This window comes from Paraburkholderia sp. JPY465 (assembly GCF_050436725.1).
Classification (GTDB): domain Bacteria; phylum Pseudomonadota; class Gammaproteobacteria; order Burkholderiales; family Burkholderiaceae; genus Paraburkholderia; species Paraburkholderia youngii.
The window spans coordinates 1,678,186-1,696,768 of sequence record NZ_JBNDMT010000003.1 but is presented as its reverse complement, the minus strand read 5'-3'; the positions used below and the strand labels follow the sequence as shown (position 1 = coordinate 1,696,768).

Annotated in this window: 17 protein-coding genes and 2 pseudogenes; 5 read left to right on the top strand and 14 right to left on the bottom strand. The window is 62.3% G+C overall.

Features of this window, described 5'->3' with window-relative positions; all coding sequences use genetic code 11:
• Positions 1–250: 250 nt before the first annotated feature.
• On the bottom strand, positions 251–529 hold the full coding sequence (locus QFZ94_RS22470; protein WP_429459578.1) for a cyclophilin-like fold protein: 279 nt from the start codon (positions 527–529) through the stop codon (positions 251–253).
• A 26-nt stretch (positions 530–555) separates the two neighbouring features.
• Here QFZ94_RS22470 and QFZ94_RS22465 point away from each other — a divergent pair, with 26 nt between their 5' ends.
• On the top strand, positions 556–720 hold the full coding sequence (locus tag QFZ94_RS22465) for a hypothetical protein (RefSeq protein ID WP_429459576.1): 165 nt from the start codon (positions 556–558) through the stop codon (positions 718–720).
• A gap of 58 nt (positions 721–778) precedes the next feature.
• Here QFZ94_RS22465 and QFZ94_RS22460 read toward each other — a convergent pair whose 3' ends face one another.
• The 4 genes from QFZ94_RS22460 to QFZ94_RS22445 are packed head-to-tail and all read right to left on the bottom strand — an operon-like array spanning position 779 to position 3,838.
• The gene (locus tag QFZ94_RS22460; RefSeq protein ID WP_429459574.1) at positions 779–1,861 is read right to left on the bottom strand and encodes an alpha/beta hydrolase; all 1,083 of its coding nucleotides are present in this window, start codon (positions 1,859–1,861) and stop codon (positions 779–781) included.
• Positions 1,862–1,893: 32 nt separating this feature from the next.
• Positions 1,894–2,481: a cytochrome P460 family protein gene (locus QFZ94_RS22455; RefSeq protein WP_429459572.1), complete on the bottom strand. Its 588-nt coding sequence runs from the start codon at positions 2,479–2,481 to the stop codon at positions 1,894–1,896.
• 45 nt (positions 2,482–2,526) lie between these two features.
• A complete protein-coding gene (locus QFZ94_RS22450; protein ID WP_429459570.1) occupies positions 2,527–3,348 on the bottom strand; it encodes a carboxymuconolactone decarboxylase family protein in 822 nt (273 codons plus the stop codon).
• A gap of 22 nt (positions 3,349–3,370) precedes the next feature.
• The gene (locus tag QFZ94_RS22445) at positions 3,371–3,838 is read right to left on the bottom strand and encodes a (R)-mandelonitrile lyase (RefSeq protein WP_429459568.1); all 468 of its coding nucleotides are present in this window, start codon (positions 3,836–3,838) and stop codon (positions 3,371–3,373) included.
• A gap of 504 nt (positions 3,839–4,342) precedes the next feature.
• Between QFZ94_RS22445 and QFZ94_RS22440 the strand changes: the two genes are divergently transcribed.
• The 3 genes from QFZ94_RS22440 (at position 4,343) to QFZ94_RS22430 (ending at position 7,020) form a co-directional block, all read left to right on the top strand.
• Positions 4,343–5,104 carry a glucose 1-dehydrogenase gene (locus tag QFZ94_RS22440; protein WP_429459566.1) on the top strand — a complete coding sequence of 254 codons (762 nt, stop codon included), beginning with the start codon at positions 4,343–4,345 and terminating at the stop codon, positions 5,102–5,104.
• A gap of 70 nt (positions 5,105–5,174) precedes the next feature.
• On the top strand, positions 5,175–5,912 hold the full coding sequence (locus QFZ94_RS22435) for an SDR family oxidoreductase (protein ID WP_429459564.1): 738 nt from the start codon (positions 5,175–5,177) through the stop codon (positions 5,910–5,912).
• Positions 5,913–6,009: 97 nt separating this feature from the next.
• A complete protein-coding gene (locus QFZ94_RS22430) occupies positions 6,010–7,020 on the top strand; it encodes an aldo/keto reductase (RefSeq protein ID WP_429459562.1) in 1,011 nt (336 codons plus the stop codon).
• Between the two features lie 264 nt (positions 7,021–7,284).
• Here the strand turns inward: QFZ94_RS22430 and QFZ94_RS22425 are convergent, their stop codons facing one another.
• The 8 genes and pseudogenes from QFZ94_RS22425 to QFZ94_RS22390 form a co-directional block, all read right to left on the bottom strand.
• On the bottom strand, positions 7,285–8,391 hold the full coding sequence (locus QFZ94_RS22425) for an IS5-like element ISBph2 family transposase (RefSeq protein ID WP_429459560.1): 1,107 nt from the start codon (positions 8,389–8,391) through the stop codon (positions 7,285–7,287).
• Between the two features lie 309 nt (positions 8,392–8,700).
• Positions 8,701–9,219: pseudogene (locus tag QFZ94_RS22420) on the bottom strand (hypothetical protein); the annotation flags it as partial.
• Between the two features lie 788 nt (positions 9,220–10,007).
• Positions 10,008–10,811 (bottom strand): annotated as a pseudogene (locus QFZ94_RS22415) (NtaA/DmoA family FMN-dependent monooxygenase); the annotation flags it as partial.
• Between the two features lie 46 nt (positions 10,812–10,857).
• Positions 10,858–11,721: a MetQ/NlpA family ABC transporter substrate-binding protein gene (locus QFZ94_RS22410; protein ID WP_429459558.1), complete on the bottom strand. Its 864-nt coding sequence runs from the start codon at positions 11,719–11,721 to the stop codon at positions 10,858–10,860.
• 80 nt (positions 11,722–11,801) lie between these two features.
• Positions 11,802–13,025, bottom strand: coding sequence for an SfnB family sulfur acquisition oxidoreductase (locus QFZ94_RS22405; RefSeq protein WP_429461884.1), 1,224 nt, complete (start codon positions 13,023–13,025; stop codon positions 11,802–11,804).
• Positions 13,026–13,051: 26 nt separating this feature from the next.
• Positions 13,052–14,302 (bottom strand): SfnB family sulfur acquisition oxidoreductase, encoded by a 1,251-nt coding sequence (locus QFZ94_RS22400; RefSeq protein ID WP_429459556.1) that lies wholly within the window; start codon positions 14,300–14,302, stop codon positions 13,052–13,054.
• 508 nt (positions 14,303–14,810) lie between these two features.
• Positions 14,811–15,605: a phosphate/phosphite/phosphonate ABC transporter substrate-binding protein gene (locus QFZ94_RS22395; RefSeq protein ID WP_429461882.1), complete on the bottom strand. Its 795-nt coding sequence runs from the start codon at positions 15,603–15,605 to the stop codon at positions 14,811–14,813.
• A 54-nt stretch (positions 15,606–15,659) separates the two neighbouring features.
• On the bottom strand, positions 15,660–16,715 hold the full coding sequence (locus tag QFZ94_RS22390; RefSeq protein WP_429459554.1) for a fatty acid desaturase: 1,056 nt from the start codon (positions 16,713–16,715) through the stop codon (positions 15,660–15,662).
• Between the two features lie 445 nt (positions 16,716–17,160).
• Between QFZ94_RS22390 and QFZ94_RS22385 the strand changes: the two genes are divergently transcribed.
• Complete coding sequence (locus QFZ94_RS22385) at positions 17,161–17,604, top strand: winged helix-turn-helix transcriptional regulator (RefSeq protein WP_429459552.1); 444 nt, start codon at positions 17,161–17,163, stop codon at positions 17,602–17,604.
• 101 nt (positions 17,605–17,705) lie between these two features.
• On the opposite strand, the gene QFZ94_RS22380 is transcribed toward QFZ94_RS22385, so the two are convergent.
• Positions 17,706–18,488 carry an HAD-IIB family hydrolase gene (locus QFZ94_RS22380; RefSeq protein WP_429459550.1) on the bottom strand — a complete coding sequence of 261 codons (783 nt, stop codon included), beginning with the start codon at positions 18,486–18,488 and terminating at the stop codon, positions 17,706–17,708.
• Between the last annotated feature and the right edge of the window lie 95 nt (positions 18,489–18,583).

Below are 18,583 nucleotides of genomic sequence, written 5' to 3'. Positions count from 1 at the left end.
GAGAAGCTGCTGCCATGACGCCTATTTTTGCGACAGTCGGACTATTTTGGAAGATGGCACAGTTTGAAAGCAGCCATGAGGAACTTTCATGATTTCCTTGGAGGAGCCCCTCTCATCGCAGAGATTCGCCAGCGTGTCGAATTCGGTTCAAGGGATAAACCGCGATCCGAATTGAATCCTGTGCGCTGAACGGCAAACTGCCTGCGCGGACTGCGCCGCCAGGCCGGCAGCGTAAAAAGCTGCGCTTGGGTCAATCCTTCAGAAGCTCGAATGTGACGTCGGTGTTGCCCGTGCGGCCGAGCACTTCCACGCCGGCGTCGATGCGTCCAACCTTCTGCAAGTCGCTGATGCGCTCGCCGTTCTGCGCGTACATGATGACGAAGCTGTGGCGCGGCGCCCAATAGACGATCTCGCCAACCTCGTAGCCGCTGGTCCGTTTCTCGTTGGCGGGCAACGGCTCGGGGAACCGATAGACCAGCTCGCGCGAGTACAGATCCATCATCGGCACGGTCAGCGGAAACTTCGCCACAAGCGCCCGCCGTGGTGGCGTTGTCAATGAACGTCGCGGTAAGCACATGCTTGCCCGCCGTCACCTTGACTTTGAGGCCACTGCTGCTACCACCGCCACCACCTTCAGCGGCCATGACCGACATCGGCAGCGCGGCCATGAGCGTCATCGCCAGCATTTTCATTTTCAGCATTGCCCTGCTCCTGACTTAGTTTGTCGGCCCAGGCGGCTCTCGGAAGTGCCGCCTGGTGCCCTCGTGTGTCGCTGGCTTTACGCGGTGCTGCCGAGATGTTGGTTGAAGAACGCGGTCAGCTTCGCCCAGGGAATGATCTCGGTGCGGTCGTACAGGTCGATGCGGTTGGCGCCCGGGATGACGACCAGTTCCTTCGGCTCGGCGGCGATCTTGAACGCGGTCTCGGTGTAGCCGCGCGAGGGTGCGATTTCGCCGACCACGAATAGGATCGGGCGCGGCGAAATGGCCTCGATGCCATTGAACGGGTAGTAGTTCATGAACTTCGCGTAGGTCGCCGGGGTCGTCCTGCGGTCGTTGGAGGGCACCTTGCCGCGCGCAGTCTCATAGAAGTCTCGCGACTCCGCCGCTTCCAGGAACACGGGATCGTTTTGGCCCGGGCCGTAGATGGGCTGGCCGGTCTCGAACTCCTTCCAGCGGTTTGCCGCCGCGAGTTGGAGATCATTGCTGCGCGTTTCCAGCGTGCGTTCGCCCTTGATTCCCGTGCGGTAATACTCGCCCATGTCATACATACTTACGGTGGCGACAGCCTTGATACGCGGGTCGATCTTTGCCGCCGCGAGCGAGAAGCCGCCGCTGGCGCATACGCCGATCACGCCGATATTGTCGCGGGCCACGAAATCCCGCGTGCCCAGGAAGTCCACGGCCGCGCTGAAGTTCTCGACATAGACGTCGGGCAGCACGGCGCCGCGCGGTGTGCCGGCGCTCTGCCCCCAATAGGACTGGTCGAACGTCAGGGTCACAAAGCCTTGTTCGGTCATCTTGGTGGCGTACAGGTTGGCGGCCTGCTGCCGGACCGCACCGTAGGGGTGGCCGACCACAAGGGCGGGAGACTTCTTGCTCCGGTCCAGGCGCTTGGGCGTGAACAGCGTGCCGACGACTTCCAGGCCGTAGGCGTTCTTGTAGCGAACCTCCTGGCTGTCCACATCGCTGCTCTTGTAGAAATTGTTCGCGCCGCGAGACATGTCGGGGCCAGCCGCGTAGGCAATACCCGGCCCGCCGGCCAGCGCAACAGCGGCCAGGGTGGCGCCACCGGCCAGCACCTTACGGCGTTCCGGCGATTGCAGATCGGGTTGATCGAAAGTGGTGTTGGTATGGGACATGGATAGTTTCCTTTCAGCGATGACTTGTTTGATCAGCCGATGCCACGAGCGTCAGCGTTCGGCTCGCCGGCTTGCGCCAGCAGCGCGAGGATGCTCGCGTCGAACGCGGCATCGCGCGCTTCGGACATCGACGCGGCATGGCGCAGGGCTGATTCCGCCTGGCTCACCTTTGCACTGCGCATCCGGTCGAGCGTGAACACGAAATCGTTGTTGCCCTGCGCCTTGTGACAGCCCATGCAGCGGCTCACGTTCTCCGACCGATTGACGGTGCGGTCAGGCTGGAAGGACTGAAACTCCCAGTCGCCATTCCGCACGTCCTGGGCATACCGCTCGCCCCAGCCCGTGCGCTTTTCCATGACGATGTAGCGAAACAGGCGACCGTCGCGATAGTCCTCCATCGTGATGATGGTGCCGCTGGGCAGTGGCTGGCCCTTCTTCGCGGCCTCGATGGCTTCGCGGTTGGCGTAGATTTCTTCCCGGATGTTGCCGCGCTCAACGGTGGTGTAGTGGATGCCGTCCTTGTAGTTCGCGGGGAACGCCACGCGGTCGTTGCCCTGCGCCAACGCGAAGGTGGCTGCGGCAGCCGTCGTCACAAGAGCTGCGGACATGATGGTTCGCATCTTCACGCTGGCACTCCTTTCTGATCCGATTGCTGATGCGGTTTGTCAGCCGGGACGCTTGGCGAACACGTCCTTGACCACCGGCATGGCGGAGAACACGTTCGGCCAGCCGGCGTAGTAGGCCAACTGCGTCAGGGCTTCGGAGACTTCGCCTCGGGTCAGCCCGTTGTCCATGGCCTTGTTCAGATGCACCGGGACCTGGGCTACTTGGCCGACGGCGATCAGCGCGCTCACCGTGACCAGGCCACGGTCGCGCAGGCTCAGGCCGGGGCGTAGCCACAGGTCGCGGAACAGCACGTTGGTGGTGGCTTCCACCACGCCGGGGGCGACGGCGCCGAAGTTCGATTCGACACGCTCTGCGCGGGCAGCTTCGGACTTCTCATCGAGTGGCAGCAGCCCGCCCTGAGCGGCGGGCAACTGGCCGGCGTCGATGCCGTGCTGGGCAAATACGGCCTTGGCCGCCGGCACGGCGCTCATGGCGTTGCCCATGCCCGAGTAGAAGGCTAGGTGCGTGATGATCTCGGACACCTCGCCGGGCTTGACGCCGTTCTGCAATGCCAACTCGATCTGGTTTTCCAGCTCGTCCTTTTGGTTGCGCGCGATCAGCGTCGTCAGGGTGACGATGCTGCGGTCGCGGCGTGACAGGCCAGGCCGGTTCCAGAGTTCGGCGTCGATTGTCTGGCTGGTGAAGCGGGCCAGTCCCGGAGAGACGGCGTGAATATCCTCCACCGACGGACCCGTCGTGCGGGGTGTGGTCTTGTTCATGGATGTTCCCTGCGTACTGGCGCATGCCGAGAGCAGCAGCGCAACGGCGATGGTGGAGACGGTGGCGAGCAGACGGCGCGATTTCATGTCGTTGCCTTTCATCAAACGGATCGGAACGGCGCGATCACGGTTTGCGATAGTCGGTGTCGCTCACTTGCTCCATCCACGTGACGTTCTTGCCGTCGTGGTAGGGCGTGATCCCGATATGGCTCATGCTGGTCTTGTCGGTCGCGCCATGCCAGTGTTTGACGCCTGCTGGAATCCAGATCGCATCGCCAGCCTTGATTTCCTGCACGGCCTGGCCTTGCTGCTGAATCCAGCCCTTGCCGGCCGTCACGTACAGCCATTGGCCTGCGGGATGCGAGTGCCATGCGGTGCGGGCGCCAGGCGCGAAGCTGACCAGGCCCGAGCCGAAGGAGGCCACGCTGCTCTTGGTGGTCAATCCGTCCAGCAATACCCGGCCCTCGAACTGCGAGGAATCGGCATTGCGCGTCGGGGTCGAACCGTTCGCGTTGATCTCGATGTTTTGTGCCTGCGCAGACGCGGCTGCGACAGAGGCCGCAATGCCGGCACTCGCCAAAAGTTTCTTCATAGCGGTTCCTTCCAAGACGGGTTGCAAGTGGGTCAGCTCTCGCTCAACAACCGATAGAGCCGTAGCGCCGGAAGTGGCTACATGTGCCCGTCGAAAAACAGGGCATCAGAGCGCGGGGCCGAGGTTGAGCAGCGTTACGGAAGAGCGACCGCATCCTGCTTCACTCCGACACGAACCGATCAAGTTCCGACGGGGGCTGGGAGGGGATTGAGGGAGCTATACGTTCGGAAGTCTGGCAGAGAAATTACCCTCTGTTAACGGCCGAAATGCGAATGCAGCCATGAGGCCGTTTCATGAATCTAGCCGCTTCGGCGAGAGTCTATTGATAGTTGTAGCCGACTAAGAATCTTAGCGGCTGGTACTGCATGCCAGTGTTTACGCTGCCTGCGATCATGCAGGTGCATCGGTCATGAGGTCTTCTCATGACTGCAAGATTATTTTGGCTATTTACGGGTGAAAAAGGACGTACTGTAATGAAGGCATCCCCAACTCATGGAGGCGTTTATGAACGATAGCTTTGCTGGCAAAGTCGCACTGGTCACAGGCGCGAGCGCGGGTATCGGCCTAGCCACCGCGAAGGCGTTTGCAGAGGCCGGCGCGCGCGTCGTCCTGGCGGCCCATGACAAAGACAAGCTGCAAGAGGCCGCGGACTCGCTGAGCGCGAAGGGCCATGAAGTGCTCGCCATTACATGCGACGTCGCCGACGAGGCGCAGGTTAAGGCGATGGTCGAGCAAACGGTCCAGCAGTTCGGCCGCCTCGATGCTGCCTACAACAATGCCGGTATCCAGAGCCCAGTGGCGGAGACGGCAGATGCGGATGGTAAGGAGTTCGATCGCGTCCAGGCCGTGAACCTTCGCGGGGTTTGGAGCTGCATGAAGTACGAGCTGATCCAGATGCGTCTGCAAGGGAGCGGCGCCATCGTGAACTGCTCCTCCATGGGCGGCCTGATCGGCATCGCCGGGCGTGCTGCCTACCACGCTTCCAAACACGGCGTGATCGGCCTGACCAAGAGCGCTGCTCTGGAGTACGCGGCAAGAGGTATCCGCATCAACGCTGTCTGCCCCGGGATTATCGAAACGCCCATGGTCAGTCGCATGCTGAAGACGGAACCCGAGGCCATGGATATTTTGATGAAGGATCAGCCCATCGGGCGCCTGGGCCGGCCCGAGGAAATCGCTTCGGCGGTGCTCTGGCTGTGCAGTCCGGGAGCCAGCTTCGTCATCGGCCATGCGCTCGCTGTCGATGGCGGATACACCGCACGTTGAGCGTCGTGTGCGACCGGGTTATCACGAAGGCTCGCGCATGCGCGAACCGACCTCATAGGACATTGCAATCATGACAGAGAACATCAAGGACAAAGTGGTCGTCATCACGGGTGCGAGCAGCGGCCTGGGCGAATCGACCGCGCGACTGCTGGCACAGAACGGTGCGAAGCTGATCCTGGCGGCACGCCGGCTGGATCGGCTTCAAGCCTTGGCCCACGAACTGGGTCTCGGAGACGATGCGACCGTGAAAGTGGACGTCACCGACCGCAAGCAGGTCGAGGTACTGATAGCGCATGCGGTGAAAGTGCACGGGCGGGTTGACGTGCTTCTCAACAACGCGGGCTTGATGCCCAGCTCGATGCTGGAGAGCCTGCACATCGACGAGTGGGATCGCATGATCGACGTGAACATCAAGGGCGTACTTTATGGCATCGCCGCGGCTCTGCCTTTGATGAAGCGCCAGATGAGCGGCCATATCATCAACGTCTCTTCGGTGGCGGGCCACAAGGTGGGCCCCGGGGGCGCGGTGTATGCCGCCACCAAACATGCCGTGCGGGTCATCTCCGAAGGACTGCGGCAAGAAGTGAAGCCATACAACATCCGCACGACCATCATCTCTCCCGGTGCGGTGGCGACGAACCTGATCGACACCATCACCGATCCGGCTATCGCAGCCAACATGAAAAAAACCTACGAGAAGGCCATTCCCGCGGATTCCTTCGCCCGCGTCGTTGCCTTTGCGATGAGCCAGCCCGAGGATGTGGACATCAACGAGGTGCTGTTCCGGCCCACCAGTCAGGCCTACTGATCGCGCGATCAGCGAGCAAGCACGGTAAGGCCCGAAAGGCGCGACCAATACATTTGTACGGCGCAATTCTTAACGGCCATTGATAAGGAGTTGAATGATGGACTATCGATACCTGGGGCGAAGTGCCTTAAAGGTCTCTCCGCTTTGCCTCGGAGCGATGATGTTCGGCGGCGAAACGGACGAGGATGTGGCACGGCGCATCATCGCCAAGGCTGCGGGCCAAGGCGTTAACTTCATCGACACGGCGGACGTCTATCACGCGGGTCGATCGGAGGAGATCGTTGGGCGTGCCATCGCGGCGGACCGCGACCGCTGGGTCGTGGCGACGAAATTCGGCTTCGCGGCGAACACCAACGGAGGACCTAACCAGCAGGGCCAGTCGCGTAAGTGGATCACCCAATCCGTGGAAGCCAGCCTGAAGCGTCTGAATACGGACTATATCGACTTGCTTTACTTCCATCGCGCGATTCCCGGCGTTCCGCTCGAAGAAGGTGTGCGCGCTGTCGGCGACCTGATCCGCCAGGGCAAGGTGCGCTACTTCGGTGTCTCCAACTTCAAGGGCTGGCGCATCGCCGAAATCGTTCGTTTAGCGGACCAACTTGGCATTGACCGTCCGGTGGCCAGCGAGCCGTTGTACAACCTCGCGGATCGCACCGCGGAAGTGGAGCAATTGCCGGCCGCAGGTCACTACGGGCTGGGAACGGTGCCCTACAGCCCGCTTGCCCGAGGTGTTCTTACAGGGAAGTACGGGGTGGATCTAGCCCCGCCGCCCGACAGCCGGGCGGGCCGGGGCGACAAGCGCATCCAGCAGACTGAGTGGAGACCAGAATCCCTGGCGATCGCGCAGAAGGTTGCAGCCTATGCCGCCGAGCGAGGAACTGATTCGATCGCCTTCGCATTGGCATGGGTGCTGCACAACCGATTGGTCAGCTCGGTCATTGCCGGGCCTCGCACGGAGGCGCACTGGGACGGGTACATCAAGGCGCTCGATCTGCAGATAAGGCCCGAAGATGAGGCGTTCGTGAACGGCTTGGTGCCTCCAGGTCATGTTTCGACCCAGGGCTATACCGATCCAGGCTACCCAGTCGAGGGCCGTGTGGTCATGTAGTTCAACCGCCGATATGAGGGTCGCAAGATTAAAGATTGCACCAATGAGCTTTACTCATAGGTGCAATCAAACTCTGTGTCTAATACGCAAGCATATCTGCACTTAAAGTCTTGTTTTACGTCTAGCAGGCTGTTGAAAAACGCCTTGCCGGCTTTGAGCACTTCGTTTCATCGAGTCGCTGCGCCGATTTGATTGATGTCGGTTTAATGCTCGAAGCCTTTCATTCAAGTGGATGCAATGCCATTTCCTCGCTGCCTGTCGCTCCTATGCCGCTTTCGCGGCGAGCGTGCGCATGCGAGTCAGGTTGTAGGCCGCCTGAGTCAACAGGAAGAGCTGGTCAACTCGTTGCAGGCCCCGAAACGTCGCCTGCCGAATCCTGCCAACCGTCTTGCTCCAGCCAAAGACCTGCTCAATGCATTTGCGCTTGCGCTGACTGACCGCATAGCCGGCCCAGCGCGTTGTGCGTCCGTCGATGGCGGAGCCACCCGCGCGGCCATTGTTTTGCGCAACATGTGGCGTCACGCCGTGTGCGCGGCACGTCGCCACGAAGCCGGCCGTGTCGTAGTTCTTGTCTGCACCTACCGTAATCGACGTATCGGCAAACTGCGCAGCGTCCGCAAGCATTTCAGCTGCTATGTCCCGCTCGGCTGTGCCATTCGCCTGCGTCACCTGTGCGTTCACCACGAGGCCGTGTCGGTTATCAGTCAGCACGTGCCCCATGTAGCAAAGCATCGCGCCCGTGCCACGACTCTTGCGAAACAGCCGGGCCTGACTGTCCGTGCTGGATTCATGCGTGTCGTTGCTACGCTTCTCGCCATGCCAGTTCTCGTGAGAGCCGGCACCGCCGTTAGGCGGCGAGTCGTCATCCGACTTCGCCTTCGGCAGAAAGCTCTTGTGTCCGGCCCAAGCCTGAATGAGTGTGCCGTCGACGCTGAAATGCTCGCCCGACAGGTGGCCACGCACGCGTGCTGTCTCGACCGTCTCATTGAACAGACTGACCATGACATCATGGGCCATCAGTCGGTCGCGGTTCTTACTGAAGGTGGAGTGGTCCCAAACAACATCGTCCATCGCCAGTCCGACGAACCAGCGGAACAGCATGTTGTAGGAGATTTGCTCCATCAGCATGCGTTCGCTGCGAATCGAATACAGCACCTGCAACAGCAGTGCGCGAATCAGCTTCTCCGGCGCAATACTTGGGCGTCCGCCCTTCGCGTCGCTCTCGTACATGCGCGAAAAGACCGAATCCATGCGAGTGAGCGCTTCGTTCAGCCACAGCCGAATCGGTCGCAACGGGTGATTGGCCGGAACCAAGTCATCGAGCCTGGACATCGTGAACATCGACTCTGTATAGCCGTCCGCTCCGCGCATCGCTTCAGTCTCAGTGTTGTTCGATTCTTCATTTCAACGTTTACCCCTCCCGCGCGGATGACGTGCGCGGGAGGTATTTCAACAGCCTGCTAGTGGGAGCAGACACGGTGCCTAATCGTTGATTCTGCTGGGATTTCATATTCGCAAGATTGGGGTTCGATCATGGTCAGCTTCACCACCAGAGCCGCGGCATTCTTTACGCTGCTTTCCTCCATCGCTCTGTCGTTTGTTCTTGCATCGCCGGCTTTGGCGCATCACGGATGGAGTTCATTCGACACACGCTATGCATATTTCGCATCGGGCACCATCACATATGTACGCTGGGGCAATCACCGTGGACTGCTTGAGCAGCGCGTCGTGCTTGTCCTGCAGCTCGCGAAGTTGGCGCTTGGACTGCTCCAAGGCGGATTTCAGCGCCAACTGTTCGACCAGCATGGCTTGCCCAGTCTCCAGCGAGATCACCGGATGGGCGATGCGTTCGCTGCGCGAGAATAGGAAGCCCGGCCGGTGCTCGGGGTAATGCTGGTGCATCCAGCGCTTCAGATCGATGTGGCGAACGGTGATATCAGGGGAGTCGATCGATGCGGCATCATGTGTCGTGATGCCGTTCTGACCGAAGGGCAGTTCCCCGTTAAGGATCCCATCGTAAATGCGGTCGGTGTACAGACGAAGCTCGCTCCAACGGGGGCAATCCAACGAGTTCGGTAGATTCCTTGGCGACGAGATCGAGGCCAGGATGACATGTTTGAACCGCAGCAGCCCAGCCCACCTAATGGAGGCTTCGATCGGGCGATAGAACACCTTGGACAGAGGTGGTTTGTCGTACATGCTCCCATCTCCTTCTAGGAGAACCACATAGCGACTCCTTTGGTGCCGACCTCATGGTCGGCCTGTGCAGAAGCGAGATCCGAGGTGCGCTCGTTCATTGGCTCAGTCGCGTTGCTACGGTTCGCGTTGCTCGTAGCCGGCACGTGTTCGGTGTGCAAAAATCGATGTATCTGTTGAGGGCAAAGCATCGGGTTGTGGACCCGACAGGGACGCTCACGCTATCAGGGTCGTAAGAAGTTGCGGCCTCTGCAAAACCGTTTGGGTATGACCTGATATGCCAACGGTCTCAAGGGACGCGAAGAGGAGGAAATTCCCATCCGACGTCCAGTCGGACGTAGCGAATGCGCTCCCGTCATGCTTATCCTGGCATCCTGATATACCCAAAAAGAATCGCGCGCCTAAGCATCATGGCTAGGGTGTGCGTTTCATTGACGCGGCCTGTGCCGGTGAGTGCCACAGTGTGCGGTGCGTGCACTTCCACGGTGGCATCCGAACTGCGCCGACATCGGCGACATCGGCGACATCGGAAGGCTGCTACCTGGTCGGCATCGCATTCGATGTGGAAGCAGACAACTAGGTGAGGTGTGGCGAGTTCGAGGCCGTCCGCATGGCGGTGTTGCCGTATGCGGCTCCGGTGCGGAGTGCACGTCTCTGGACGTCGTTGGATTTCTTTGGACGATCTTGTTGTCGGGGACCAAAAACAAGGCTACAATTGAGGTCTTCGCTGAGCACCTCGGCGAAGAAACTGTTCGGGAAACAACGACTTACGCGCCTAGTGCAAGTCTCGTCTCCGCCGCCTGTTGGCGCAATGCGTGCACGAGCCGGCGTGTGCCTTCCTTGCTCTGGCTCGAAACGAACACGCATTCGGCGTGACGCACGGCGAACGCCTGGCCGCGTCCTGACGATCCCGCCTGGAACAGGACCGGCGTGCGCTGCGGCGACGGTTCGCTCAGGTGATAGCCTTCGACGTCGTAATAACGGCCGTGATGGTCGAGCTTATGGACCTTCGACGGATCGGCGAACACGCGGCCCTCACGGTCACGCAACACGGCGTCGTCTTCCCAGCTTCCCTCCCACAGCTTGTACAGTACGTCGAGATATTCGTCGGCGCGGTCGTAGCGCTCGTCGTGCGGCGTCATCTCCCCGCGGCCCATCGCACGCGCCGCGCTGTCGAGATAGCCGGTAACGATGTTCCAGCCGATACGGCCTTCGGTCAGATGATCCAGCGTCGAGAAGCGGCGTGCGAGCAGATAGGGCGCCTCATAGGTGAGATTCACCGTGATGCCGAAGCCGAGGTGCCGCGTCGCGGCCGCCATCGCCGAGACCAGCATCATCGGATCGTTGACCGGCAGTTGTACCGATTCCTTCAGCGTGACGTTCGCCGATTGCTGATAGATGTCGTACACGCCGACGATGTCCGCGATGAACAGTCCATCGAACAGGCCGCGTTCCAGGAGCCGGGCGAGATCGGTCCAGTAGCCGAGTTTGCGATAGTCGGTCGAACGGTCGCGCGGGTGCGTCCACAGACCGTGATTGATGTGACCGACGCAGTTCATGGTGAACGCGTTCAGGATGATCTGCTTTTTGCTCATGGGGGAAAGTCGTGCGAAGCCGGAACGGGTCGTATCGGCGTGTCGCCTAGAACGCCGGGATGATCGCGCCTCGATAGCGCGCCAGAATGAACTGCTTCACTTCGGGAGACTGATAGGCGGCCACGAGCTGACGCACCCACGGCTTGTCGGCATCCTGTTCCCGCACCGCAATCAGGCATGCGTACACGCCTGAACCGTCCTCGACGAGGATCGTGTCTTTCGCTGGGTTCAGTCCCGCCTTGATCGCGTAATCCGCATTGACGGTGGTGGCGTCGAAATCGTCGAGCGTTCGCGGCAGTTGTGCGGCGTCGACTTCAGTGAAACGGAAATGCTTCGGATTGTCGGTAATGTCGAGCGGCGTCGCGTTGATGCCGGTAACCGGATCGATCCCTTGCCGCAGCTTGATCGCGCCGGATTTCTGGAGCAGCAGCAATACCCGGCTTTCATTGGCTGGATCGTTGGGGATACCGATCGTCGCGCCTTCCGGCAGGTCGGCGAACTTCCTGTAGCGTTTCGAATAGATGCCGATCGGGCCGATCCACGTACGCCCGATGCCGACGAGCTTGTAGCCGCGCGCGCGGATTTGCGAGGCAAGAAACGGCCGGTGCTGGTAGCTGTTCGCATCCAGGTCGCCGGCGTCGAGCGCCGCGTCGGGCTGGATGTAATCGTTGAATGCGACGATCTTGATGCGCATACCGTAGTCGCGCTCCGCGACTTTCTTTACCGCCTCGAAAATTTCCTCATGCGGTCCGCTCGTTACGCCGACCTTGAGCACGGGCGGCTCGGCGTGAGCCGGGCCGCTGACGACGATTGCAATAAACACCCAGCATAACGCACGAAAAAGCCGAAGAGAAGAGAGCGCCTGCACGATGGAGCGGTCCTTGCCATGGAGAGAGGAAAGACGGGTCATTCTATGGACGGGCGCTGGTTCTCCTAACCAATCCATTCACATATCCATATGCGGCCCGCCCGCCGTCAGCGGAGCGCTTGCTACAGCGCGCCGTGGCGCGGGGGGAGTGTGCCGTTCAGATAGTAGTTGCCCACCGCGTGATATTTCCATCGCACCGGATCGTGCAGCGTGTGGGTGCGAGCGTTGCGCCAGAAACGGTCGAGGCCGATATCGTCGAGCGTGGCCGCGGTGCCGGCCAGCTCGAACAGCCGGGAGCCGGCATCGAGCGATGCCGTGGTGGTCAGCACGCGCGCTTCGGCCACCGCCACCGATGCGGCGGCCACGGTCCCGGCATCCGGTACCGCCTGCGCGGCATCGACGAAGCGTGCCGCGCGTTTCAGCGATGCCTCGGCCGCGCGTATGCGAATCGCGATCTCGCCGAACTGCGCGATGGTTAGCGGATCGTCGACGGCGCGTTCGACCTTGGCATCGATCCACGGCCGCGAATGCTCGCGGACGAACGCGCGCGCTGCGTCGAATGCGCCGCGCGCCTGCCCGAGATCGATCGCCGCATGCATGATCTGCGCGAATGGGCCGATCGGAGTCGGCCGTTCGAGCGACGCCTGGAAGGGGACGATCCACGCGCCGTCGACGCGCACGCCGTCGAACTGCACCGATCCGCTGCCGGTCACGCGCTGGCCGAAACCGTCCCAGTCGTCGGTGATCGTCACGCCCGGAGAATGACGGGGCACGAAGACGAGATACTGGACGTCCTTGCCGCCTTCGTCCGCGACGACGAGCGTCGGAATCCAGTCGGCGAACAATGCGCCGGTACAGTAAAACTTGTGCCCGTCGATGCGCCAGCGCGAGCCGTCGCGAGCCAGTCGCGTGCGCCGCTTGAAATCCCGCGCGCCGATCTCCGCGAGTGCGTTGCCGAAGCGCTCGCCTTCGAGCACGCGCTCGTAGAAGTAGCGCTGCTGCGCGCGGCTGCCGCCGACGCGTAGCACTTCGAGCGCGTAGTAGTGATTCTGCGGAATCTGGCCGATCGAGCCGTCGGCGGCGGCTATCGTCGCGATGGTCCCGGCGACCGTGCCGCTCGAGACGCCCGGGCCACCGAACTCGCGCGGCACGGTGATCGTCCACAGTCCGCTGCCGACATAGGCGTCCAGCTCGGTCCACGGCAGGCGGCGTTCGCGGTCGCGCAGCGCTGCATCGGGGGCGAACCGATCGGCGAGGCGGCGCGCGGCTTCGAGCGCGGCGTTGTCGTCGGCAAGGCGTTCCGGAAACGCACGCTCACGGGCGTTCAACGACGGATCGGATGGGATTCCAACGGGTGACGGAGAGATCACGGTCAGTTCCACGAGTGGCGCGGGGGGAGCGCGCCGTTCAGATGGTAATTGCCGAGCAGATGCAGTTTCCAGCGTACCGGATCGTGCAGCGTATGAGTGCGAGCGTTGCGCCAGTGGCGGTCGAGATTGTGGGCGGCGCGCGTCGAAGAGGAGCCGGCGAGTTCGAACAGCTTTTCGCTCGCTTCGAGCGCGATGCGCGTCGTCAGGATCTTTGCTTCCGCCACAGCCACTGACGCACGTGCGCTTGCCGCATCGTCGATCGGCGTGCGCGCGATCTCGTCGAGCGTTTCGCCGGCCTCGCGCAGTACTTCGTGCGCGGCGTGCAGGTCGGTCTGCAGACGACCGACGTCCGCGATGATGTAAGGGTCGTCCACCGCGCGTTCGACGCCCGAATCGACCCATGGCCGCGCACGCTCGCGCACGAACGCGAGAGCGTCGGCGACGGCCGCTTCGGCGATGCCCTGGTCGATCGCCGCCTGCACGAGTTGCGAGGCGGGGCCGAAGATGCCGGGACGCTCGGCAAGTCGCCAGATCGGCAGAACGTTGTCGGGCTCCACCGGCACATTGTCGAATACGACGCTGCCGCTCGCGGTCGTGCGCTGTCCGATTGCGTTCCAGTCATCGATCACGGTGACGCCGCGCGCCTGCCGCGGCACCCAGACCTGCACGGCGTGGCCCGCGTCGTCGGTGGCGCGCGTCGGCAGCCAGTGTGCGAACAGCGAACCCGTCGAATAGAAGCGCCGCCCGCTCAGGCGCAAGCCCTCGGGTGTCGTGGTGAGCCCCGTCGTGCCCTGCACGATCGTGGCCGCGGCGGCCGAGCGACGCTCCGGCCCGGCGTTGCCCAGACGACGCCCGGCCAGCACTTCACCATAGAGCCGCCGCTTCTGCTCAACCGTGCCGACTTCGCGCAGTACCCCGAGCACGCCGAACTGATTTTGGGGGATCTGGCCGAACGCCGGATCGGCGGCGCTCAGGATCACAAACACTTCGGCGAGCGTTGTATAGGACACGTCGGCGCCGCCGAACTCGCGCGGCACGGTGATCGCGCCGAGGCCGCTTTCCGACCAGCGCTCCATTTCTTCCCACGGCAGTTGTCGCTCGCGGTCGCGCGTGGACGAGCCCGGCGCGACGAATTCGGCCAGCGCTCGAGCCGCGGCAAGCGCACCCGCGTCGTCGGCGATCAGGGCGACGCGCGTGGGGTCGGGCGGGCGGGGGAGCGAGCCTTGAGCTGGCGGAACGGCGAAATCTGGCATGGTCGGGCAGACGGGGCGGGAGTGGGCTGGCGCGACGCGGTTGGCAATGCGATGTGTCATTGAATCATCGACGGGGTGCGCTGGCTAACGAGTATTCGTGCAAAGCATATGAGCGCGATGCAGGACGGTTCGGGCAACCTGATGTGGGCAGGAATGTGGGTTCGCCGCGGCTCGTAACGATGGGAGCCTTACCTGGCGGGACTTCGCTGGTAATTGTTGCACTCAGTTGCCTTCCGCCAATTGGGCTTTTCCGGCCACTTTCAGACGCTCTTGGATTTTCCTGCAACTTCACGATTTTGGGTGGCTTCGCAGGTAATGCCGTGCTTGTCCAGTCCCGGTCTGCTCCACACAATTACGGGGCGGCGTCGCACAGTTCCACGCGCGGCTTTTGCGATCAATACGCATCTGGACAAGACCGGCCGGTTGTCGCGATCCATTACGTGCGTTATACAACACCGGGCCGTCGGCCGCGATTCCGTCGGCTCCGATGGGGTCGAAGGCGTCCCGATCAAGCCAGCGTCGCGTAACCCCTCGCAATCGCGTCGCGCTCGAGCAGCGCGACCTCTGCATAGTCGCTGTAGGCGAGCCGCGCAAACCCCCTCACACGCAACCGGCGCGCCCGTTCCGGGTCAGCGGACAACGCGGCGTCAAGCGCATCGCGCACGCGTGACAACCGCTCCGGGCCGAGCGCGCGCGACGCGATCAGCGGCAGCCCCGGCGCGCTCGCCGTGACCCCGATCACGCGCACCCGCTTCGCGAGATCGGGCAACTCGTCCTGCACGAACGCGAACGTCACGCAGTCGATCGCGGCCACATCGGCGCCTCCGTCCGCGACCGTACGCAACGAACGTAGATGCGATCCCGTCCGGACGGCGGATGCAAAAAAGCGTCCGCCGCGCGCGTGCGGTGCAACGGCGTGACGCAATGCGTTCATGCCGCTGTTCGAGTCGTCGTCGTTATACGCGGCGCGCAAACCGCGACAATCAGCCAGCCTGTCGATACCGTGCCCGCGGCCGCTCGCCCGCACGACGAGAACGCTGCGATAACGCGCGCCATTGCAGCCATGGGCGTCGAATATCGGTGCCGCGACCACATCGACGTGATCCCGCAGTTCATGTACGAGGGGATAACCGCAAGTCTGCGACAACAGCAGATCGCCGCGTCGCCAAAACTTGCGCAATTCTCTGAGCGGTTCGTCGAGCACTGACACCTCGTTCGCAGGATCTTCGCCGAACGCGAGCGTCGCGACATCCTGCGCGAACGTGCGCCACAGCGCGCCCAGTGTCGGCGTGACGTTGTACATCGGCAGCGCGGCGACCCAGTGCGTCGGCATTTCGCGTCCGTGTCGGGCCATGGTTCAGACGAGGTCGCCGGATCGGCGCGCGAGGCCGCCCGGATACGGCGGATGCACATGCGCCGGGTCCGCTGCCGCATCCCGCGAATGCCGCGTCACCTCGGTGGCGGGATACATCGCCGCGTCGAGCGGATGCTGCACCGGCTCCGCGCACCGGAATCCAAACTCCGCGAACCAGCGCCAATAACCATCGACGACAAAATGACCGTTGCGTGCGCAGTAATGGTCGCGCCGATCGAGATAAGCACGCCGCAGTGCAAACCACGGTACGCCCGGCAGATCGTGATGAACGAGATGATAGTTGTTGTTCAGGAACAGCATGCGCCATAACCACCCGGATTCGTTGATCACGCTGCGTTCGGCCACCGACACCGCGGGTCGATGCTCGCGAAACGAGCGCACCGCGCCGAGCGACAGCGCCGGGTACGTGACCCCTGCCAGAAAGCGCAACGGGCCAATGCCGCAATCGCGCTCCAGCCAGACCAGCAGCAGGGCAAGCAGTCCCAGGTGCGCGATCCACGTCCCCAGTTCGCGTCGATCACCGGCCGAAATCCTGCGGCATGCTTGCGTCAGCACGCCGGCGATGGCGAACGCGGGTCCTGTCGCGATGCGTCCGACAAACGTGTTGCGAAACCTCAGCAGGGTTTGCATCGGCGCAGACGTGGCACGCCATCGGCGCGACGACATGAAGTAGCTTTCGGGATCGTCGGGCGACGTCAGCCGCTCGTCGTCGTGATGGCGTAGATGCTCGGCGCGGTATAGCGGATACGGAAACCAGACGGCCAGCGGCGCGATGCCGAAAATCGCGTTGACGACCGGCCAGCGCGTCGGATGGCCGTGCACCAGTTCGTGCTGCAACGACGTGTACCACGTGGTCGCGAGCGCCAGGAGCACGGTGGTCGCCGGCAGGCCGAGTTGCCTTGCATGCAGCGCAATCCCGAACCAGCTTGCATGGACGGCGACGATCAGCAGCCACGTCGGCCATTCGCTGCGCCACAGCCACGACCTTGCACGCCGCAAAAGCGGCTCGCGCTGCGCGTCGTCGAGATAATGAGCCATTGGACCTTCGCCGGAGCGTGCGGATGAAAGTGCCGATACTACGTAGCCGCTGCGGCAAGGCGAAACAATCTGTCGCTCTTTGGAAAGCACCGTTTCCGCGATTTATATTTCATGCTCCCAGATATCTCGATGTCAGCGGCTTTGGTATATCGGCGGTCTATGGCCTCATCCGGCTTACCACGTTGAACACCCGGCAATCGGCCCGTGTCGCCGGAACGATCGCACGAGAGCCCGACAGTCGCCGCAACCCGACAGGCGGACGTCAGACGCCGGCGCGGATACGGTGGCCGACCGTCACTATCAGGGCTAGTAGCGCATCGATATCGGCGTCCGTCGTGCCAATTCGGTTTTAAAACGAAACTGATTGAATGTTATGGGTGTCTTATGGGTGGAAGTTTTAAAATGCAACTACATTGCGGGCCATGCAGGCCGGAAGACAGATGCCATGCCACGCCGTAAATCAGCCAGTGGGGGAACCTGCCCCGTCGCCCGTTCAGTGGCGGTGATCGGTGACCGCTGGTCGCTGCTGGTCCTGCGCGACGTCTTCGATGGCATTCATCGCTTCGGCGACATTCAGCGCAATCTGGGCGTCGCTCGCAATATTTTGTCCGATCGCCTCGGCCACCTGGTCGAGGAGGGGATTCTGGCGACCCGGCCGGCATCGGATGGCACCGCCTATCAGGAATACTTGTTGACGGCCAAGGGGGAACATCTGTTTCCTGTCGTCGTCGCCCTGCAGCAATGGGGCGAGCGGTATCTGTTCGGGCGTGGCGAACGCCATTCGACGCTGGTCGACAAGCGTACCGGCAGGCCGATTCCGTTCATGGCACCGACGGCGAAAGGCAGCACGGTGCTGATGCCGTCCGCAACCGAGGTTCGGCAAAAGTAGCGTGAAGTAACAGGCGATCGGCTTATCCGTCGTCCGTTCAGGATCACGGTGTCGTGCAGAACCCGGCGCGGGCGTTCGCGACGTTGCGGCCAACGTCGGGACTATTGCCTCGCGCGAATGACGGCGTCTGCCGCTTCGACGAAACCCGCGCCGCCGGGGCCACGCGTGATCCAGCGCGGCGGGACTGGAATCTGATGCAGGTACCGCGTTACGGTGCTGACGCCGACGGTATGCGTGAAGAACGCGAACATGGGCGCGTCGTTGATCGAATCGCCGCTGTAGAGGATGGCGTCGCGTTCGCGGTCGATATCGATGCCGTACTGTTCGGCAAGAATGCGACGCGTCATTAAAAGCTTGTCGTATCCGCCAAGCCAGCCAAGAATCCACAGGTTGTTGATCGTGACGTCGGCCCCCGCGCTTCTCAGCGCGCGGACAATCCGATCGCTGGCGGCAGGGTCGTCAGGCCGGGCAAAAGCAATGCTGCTCGACCTGAATGGCTGGTCTTCGGCGAACTGGGCGTCCGGCAGTTTCGTCATCACGGAGTCCGCAATTTCCCTGAGACGTTCGGAGACTTTGGCCCGTGATTCATCGGGATGCCAGTAACGCCGGACGACGCCATGTCCGGCTTCTGCCCGTGCGAAATACAATCCGCCGTTTTCTCCGATGACACCGTCGACCGGCCACATCCGGGCCATCTGATCGCACCAGCCTGCGGGTGCCGCGGTGACTGGAATGACGCGCACGCCGGCGGACTGAAGGCGTTCGAGCGAGGTATAGGTTCGGGCTGACAGCCTGCCCTGCCAGGTGAGGGTTTCGTCCATGTCTGTCAGGACGAAACGGACATGGCGGAATTCGTTGTCTGGTGCTTCGGAGAGTGCGCGCATGGATTCCCCGGATTCCTTGATGGTTCGCTATTCGGCCAATGTCGATTGGCCAATGGAGTATGACGTCATGGCCCGGATTGGATTCATGATTCTGT

Excerpts from the sequence above, each read along its gene's own strand:
- QFZ94_RS22465 (WP_429459576.1), top strand. The coding sequence starts at position 556 with ATGAACGTCGCGGTAAGCACATGCTTGCCCGCCGTCACCTTGACTTTG.
- QFZ94_RS22460 (WP_429459574.1), bottom strand. The coding sequence starts at position 1,861 with ATGTCCCATACCAACACCACTTTCGATCAACCCGATCTGCAATCGCCG.
- QFZ94_RS22455 (WP_429459572.1), bottom strand. The coding sequence starts at position 2,481 with ATGCGAACCATCATGTCCGCAGCTCTTGTGACGACGGCTGCCGCAGCC.
- QFZ94_RS22450 (WP_429459570.1), bottom strand. The coding sequence starts at position 3,348 with ATGAAAGGCAACGACATGAAATCGCGCCGTCTGCTCGCCACCGTCTCC.
- QFZ94_RS22445 (WP_429459568.1), bottom strand. The coding sequence starts at position 3,838 with ATGAAGAAACTTTTGGCGAGTGCCGGCATTGCGGCCTCTGTCGCAGCC.
- QFZ94_RS22440 (WP_429459566.1), top strand. The coding sequence starts at position 4,343 with ATGAACGATAGCTTTGCTGGCAAAGTCGCACTGGTCACAGGCGCGAGC.
- QFZ94_RS22435 (WP_429459564.1), top strand. The coding sequence starts at position 5,175 with ATGACAGAGAACATCAAGGACAAAGTGGTCGTCATCACGGGTGCGAGC.
- QFZ94_RS22430 (WP_429459562.1), top strand. The coding sequence starts at position 6,010 with ATGGACTATCGATACCTGGGGCGAAGTGCCTTAAAGGTCTCTCCGCTT.
- QFZ94_RS22425 (WP_429459560.1), bottom strand. The coding sequence starts at position 8,391 with ATGCGCGGAGCGGACGGCTATACAGAGTCGATGTTCACGATGTCCAGG.
- QFZ94_RS22410 (WP_429459558.1), bottom strand. The coding sequence starts at position 11,721 with ATGACCCGTCTTTCCTCTCTCCATGGCAAGGACCGCTCCATCGTGCAG.
- QFZ94_RS22400 (WP_429459556.1), bottom strand. The coding sequence starts at position 14,302 with ATGCCAGATTTCGCCGTTCCGCCAGCTCAAGGCTCGCTCCCCCGCCCG.
- QFZ94_RS22395 (WP_429461882.1), bottom strand. The coding sequence starts at position 15,605 with ATGTACAACGTCACGCCGACACTGGGCGCGCTGTGGCGCACGTTCGCG.
- QFZ94_RS22390 (WP_429459554.1), bottom strand. The coding sequence starts at position 16,715 with ATGGCTCATTATCTCGACGACGCGCAGCGCGAGCCGCTTTTGCGGCGT.
- QFZ94_RS22385 (WP_429459552.1), top strand. The coding sequence starts at position 17,161 with ATGCCACGCCGTAAATCAGCCAGTGGGGGAACCTGCCCCGTCGCCCGT.
- QFZ94_RS22380 (WP_429459550.1), bottom strand. The coding sequence starts at position 18,488 with ATGCGCGCACTCTCCGAAGCACCAGACAACGAATTCCGCCATGTCCGT.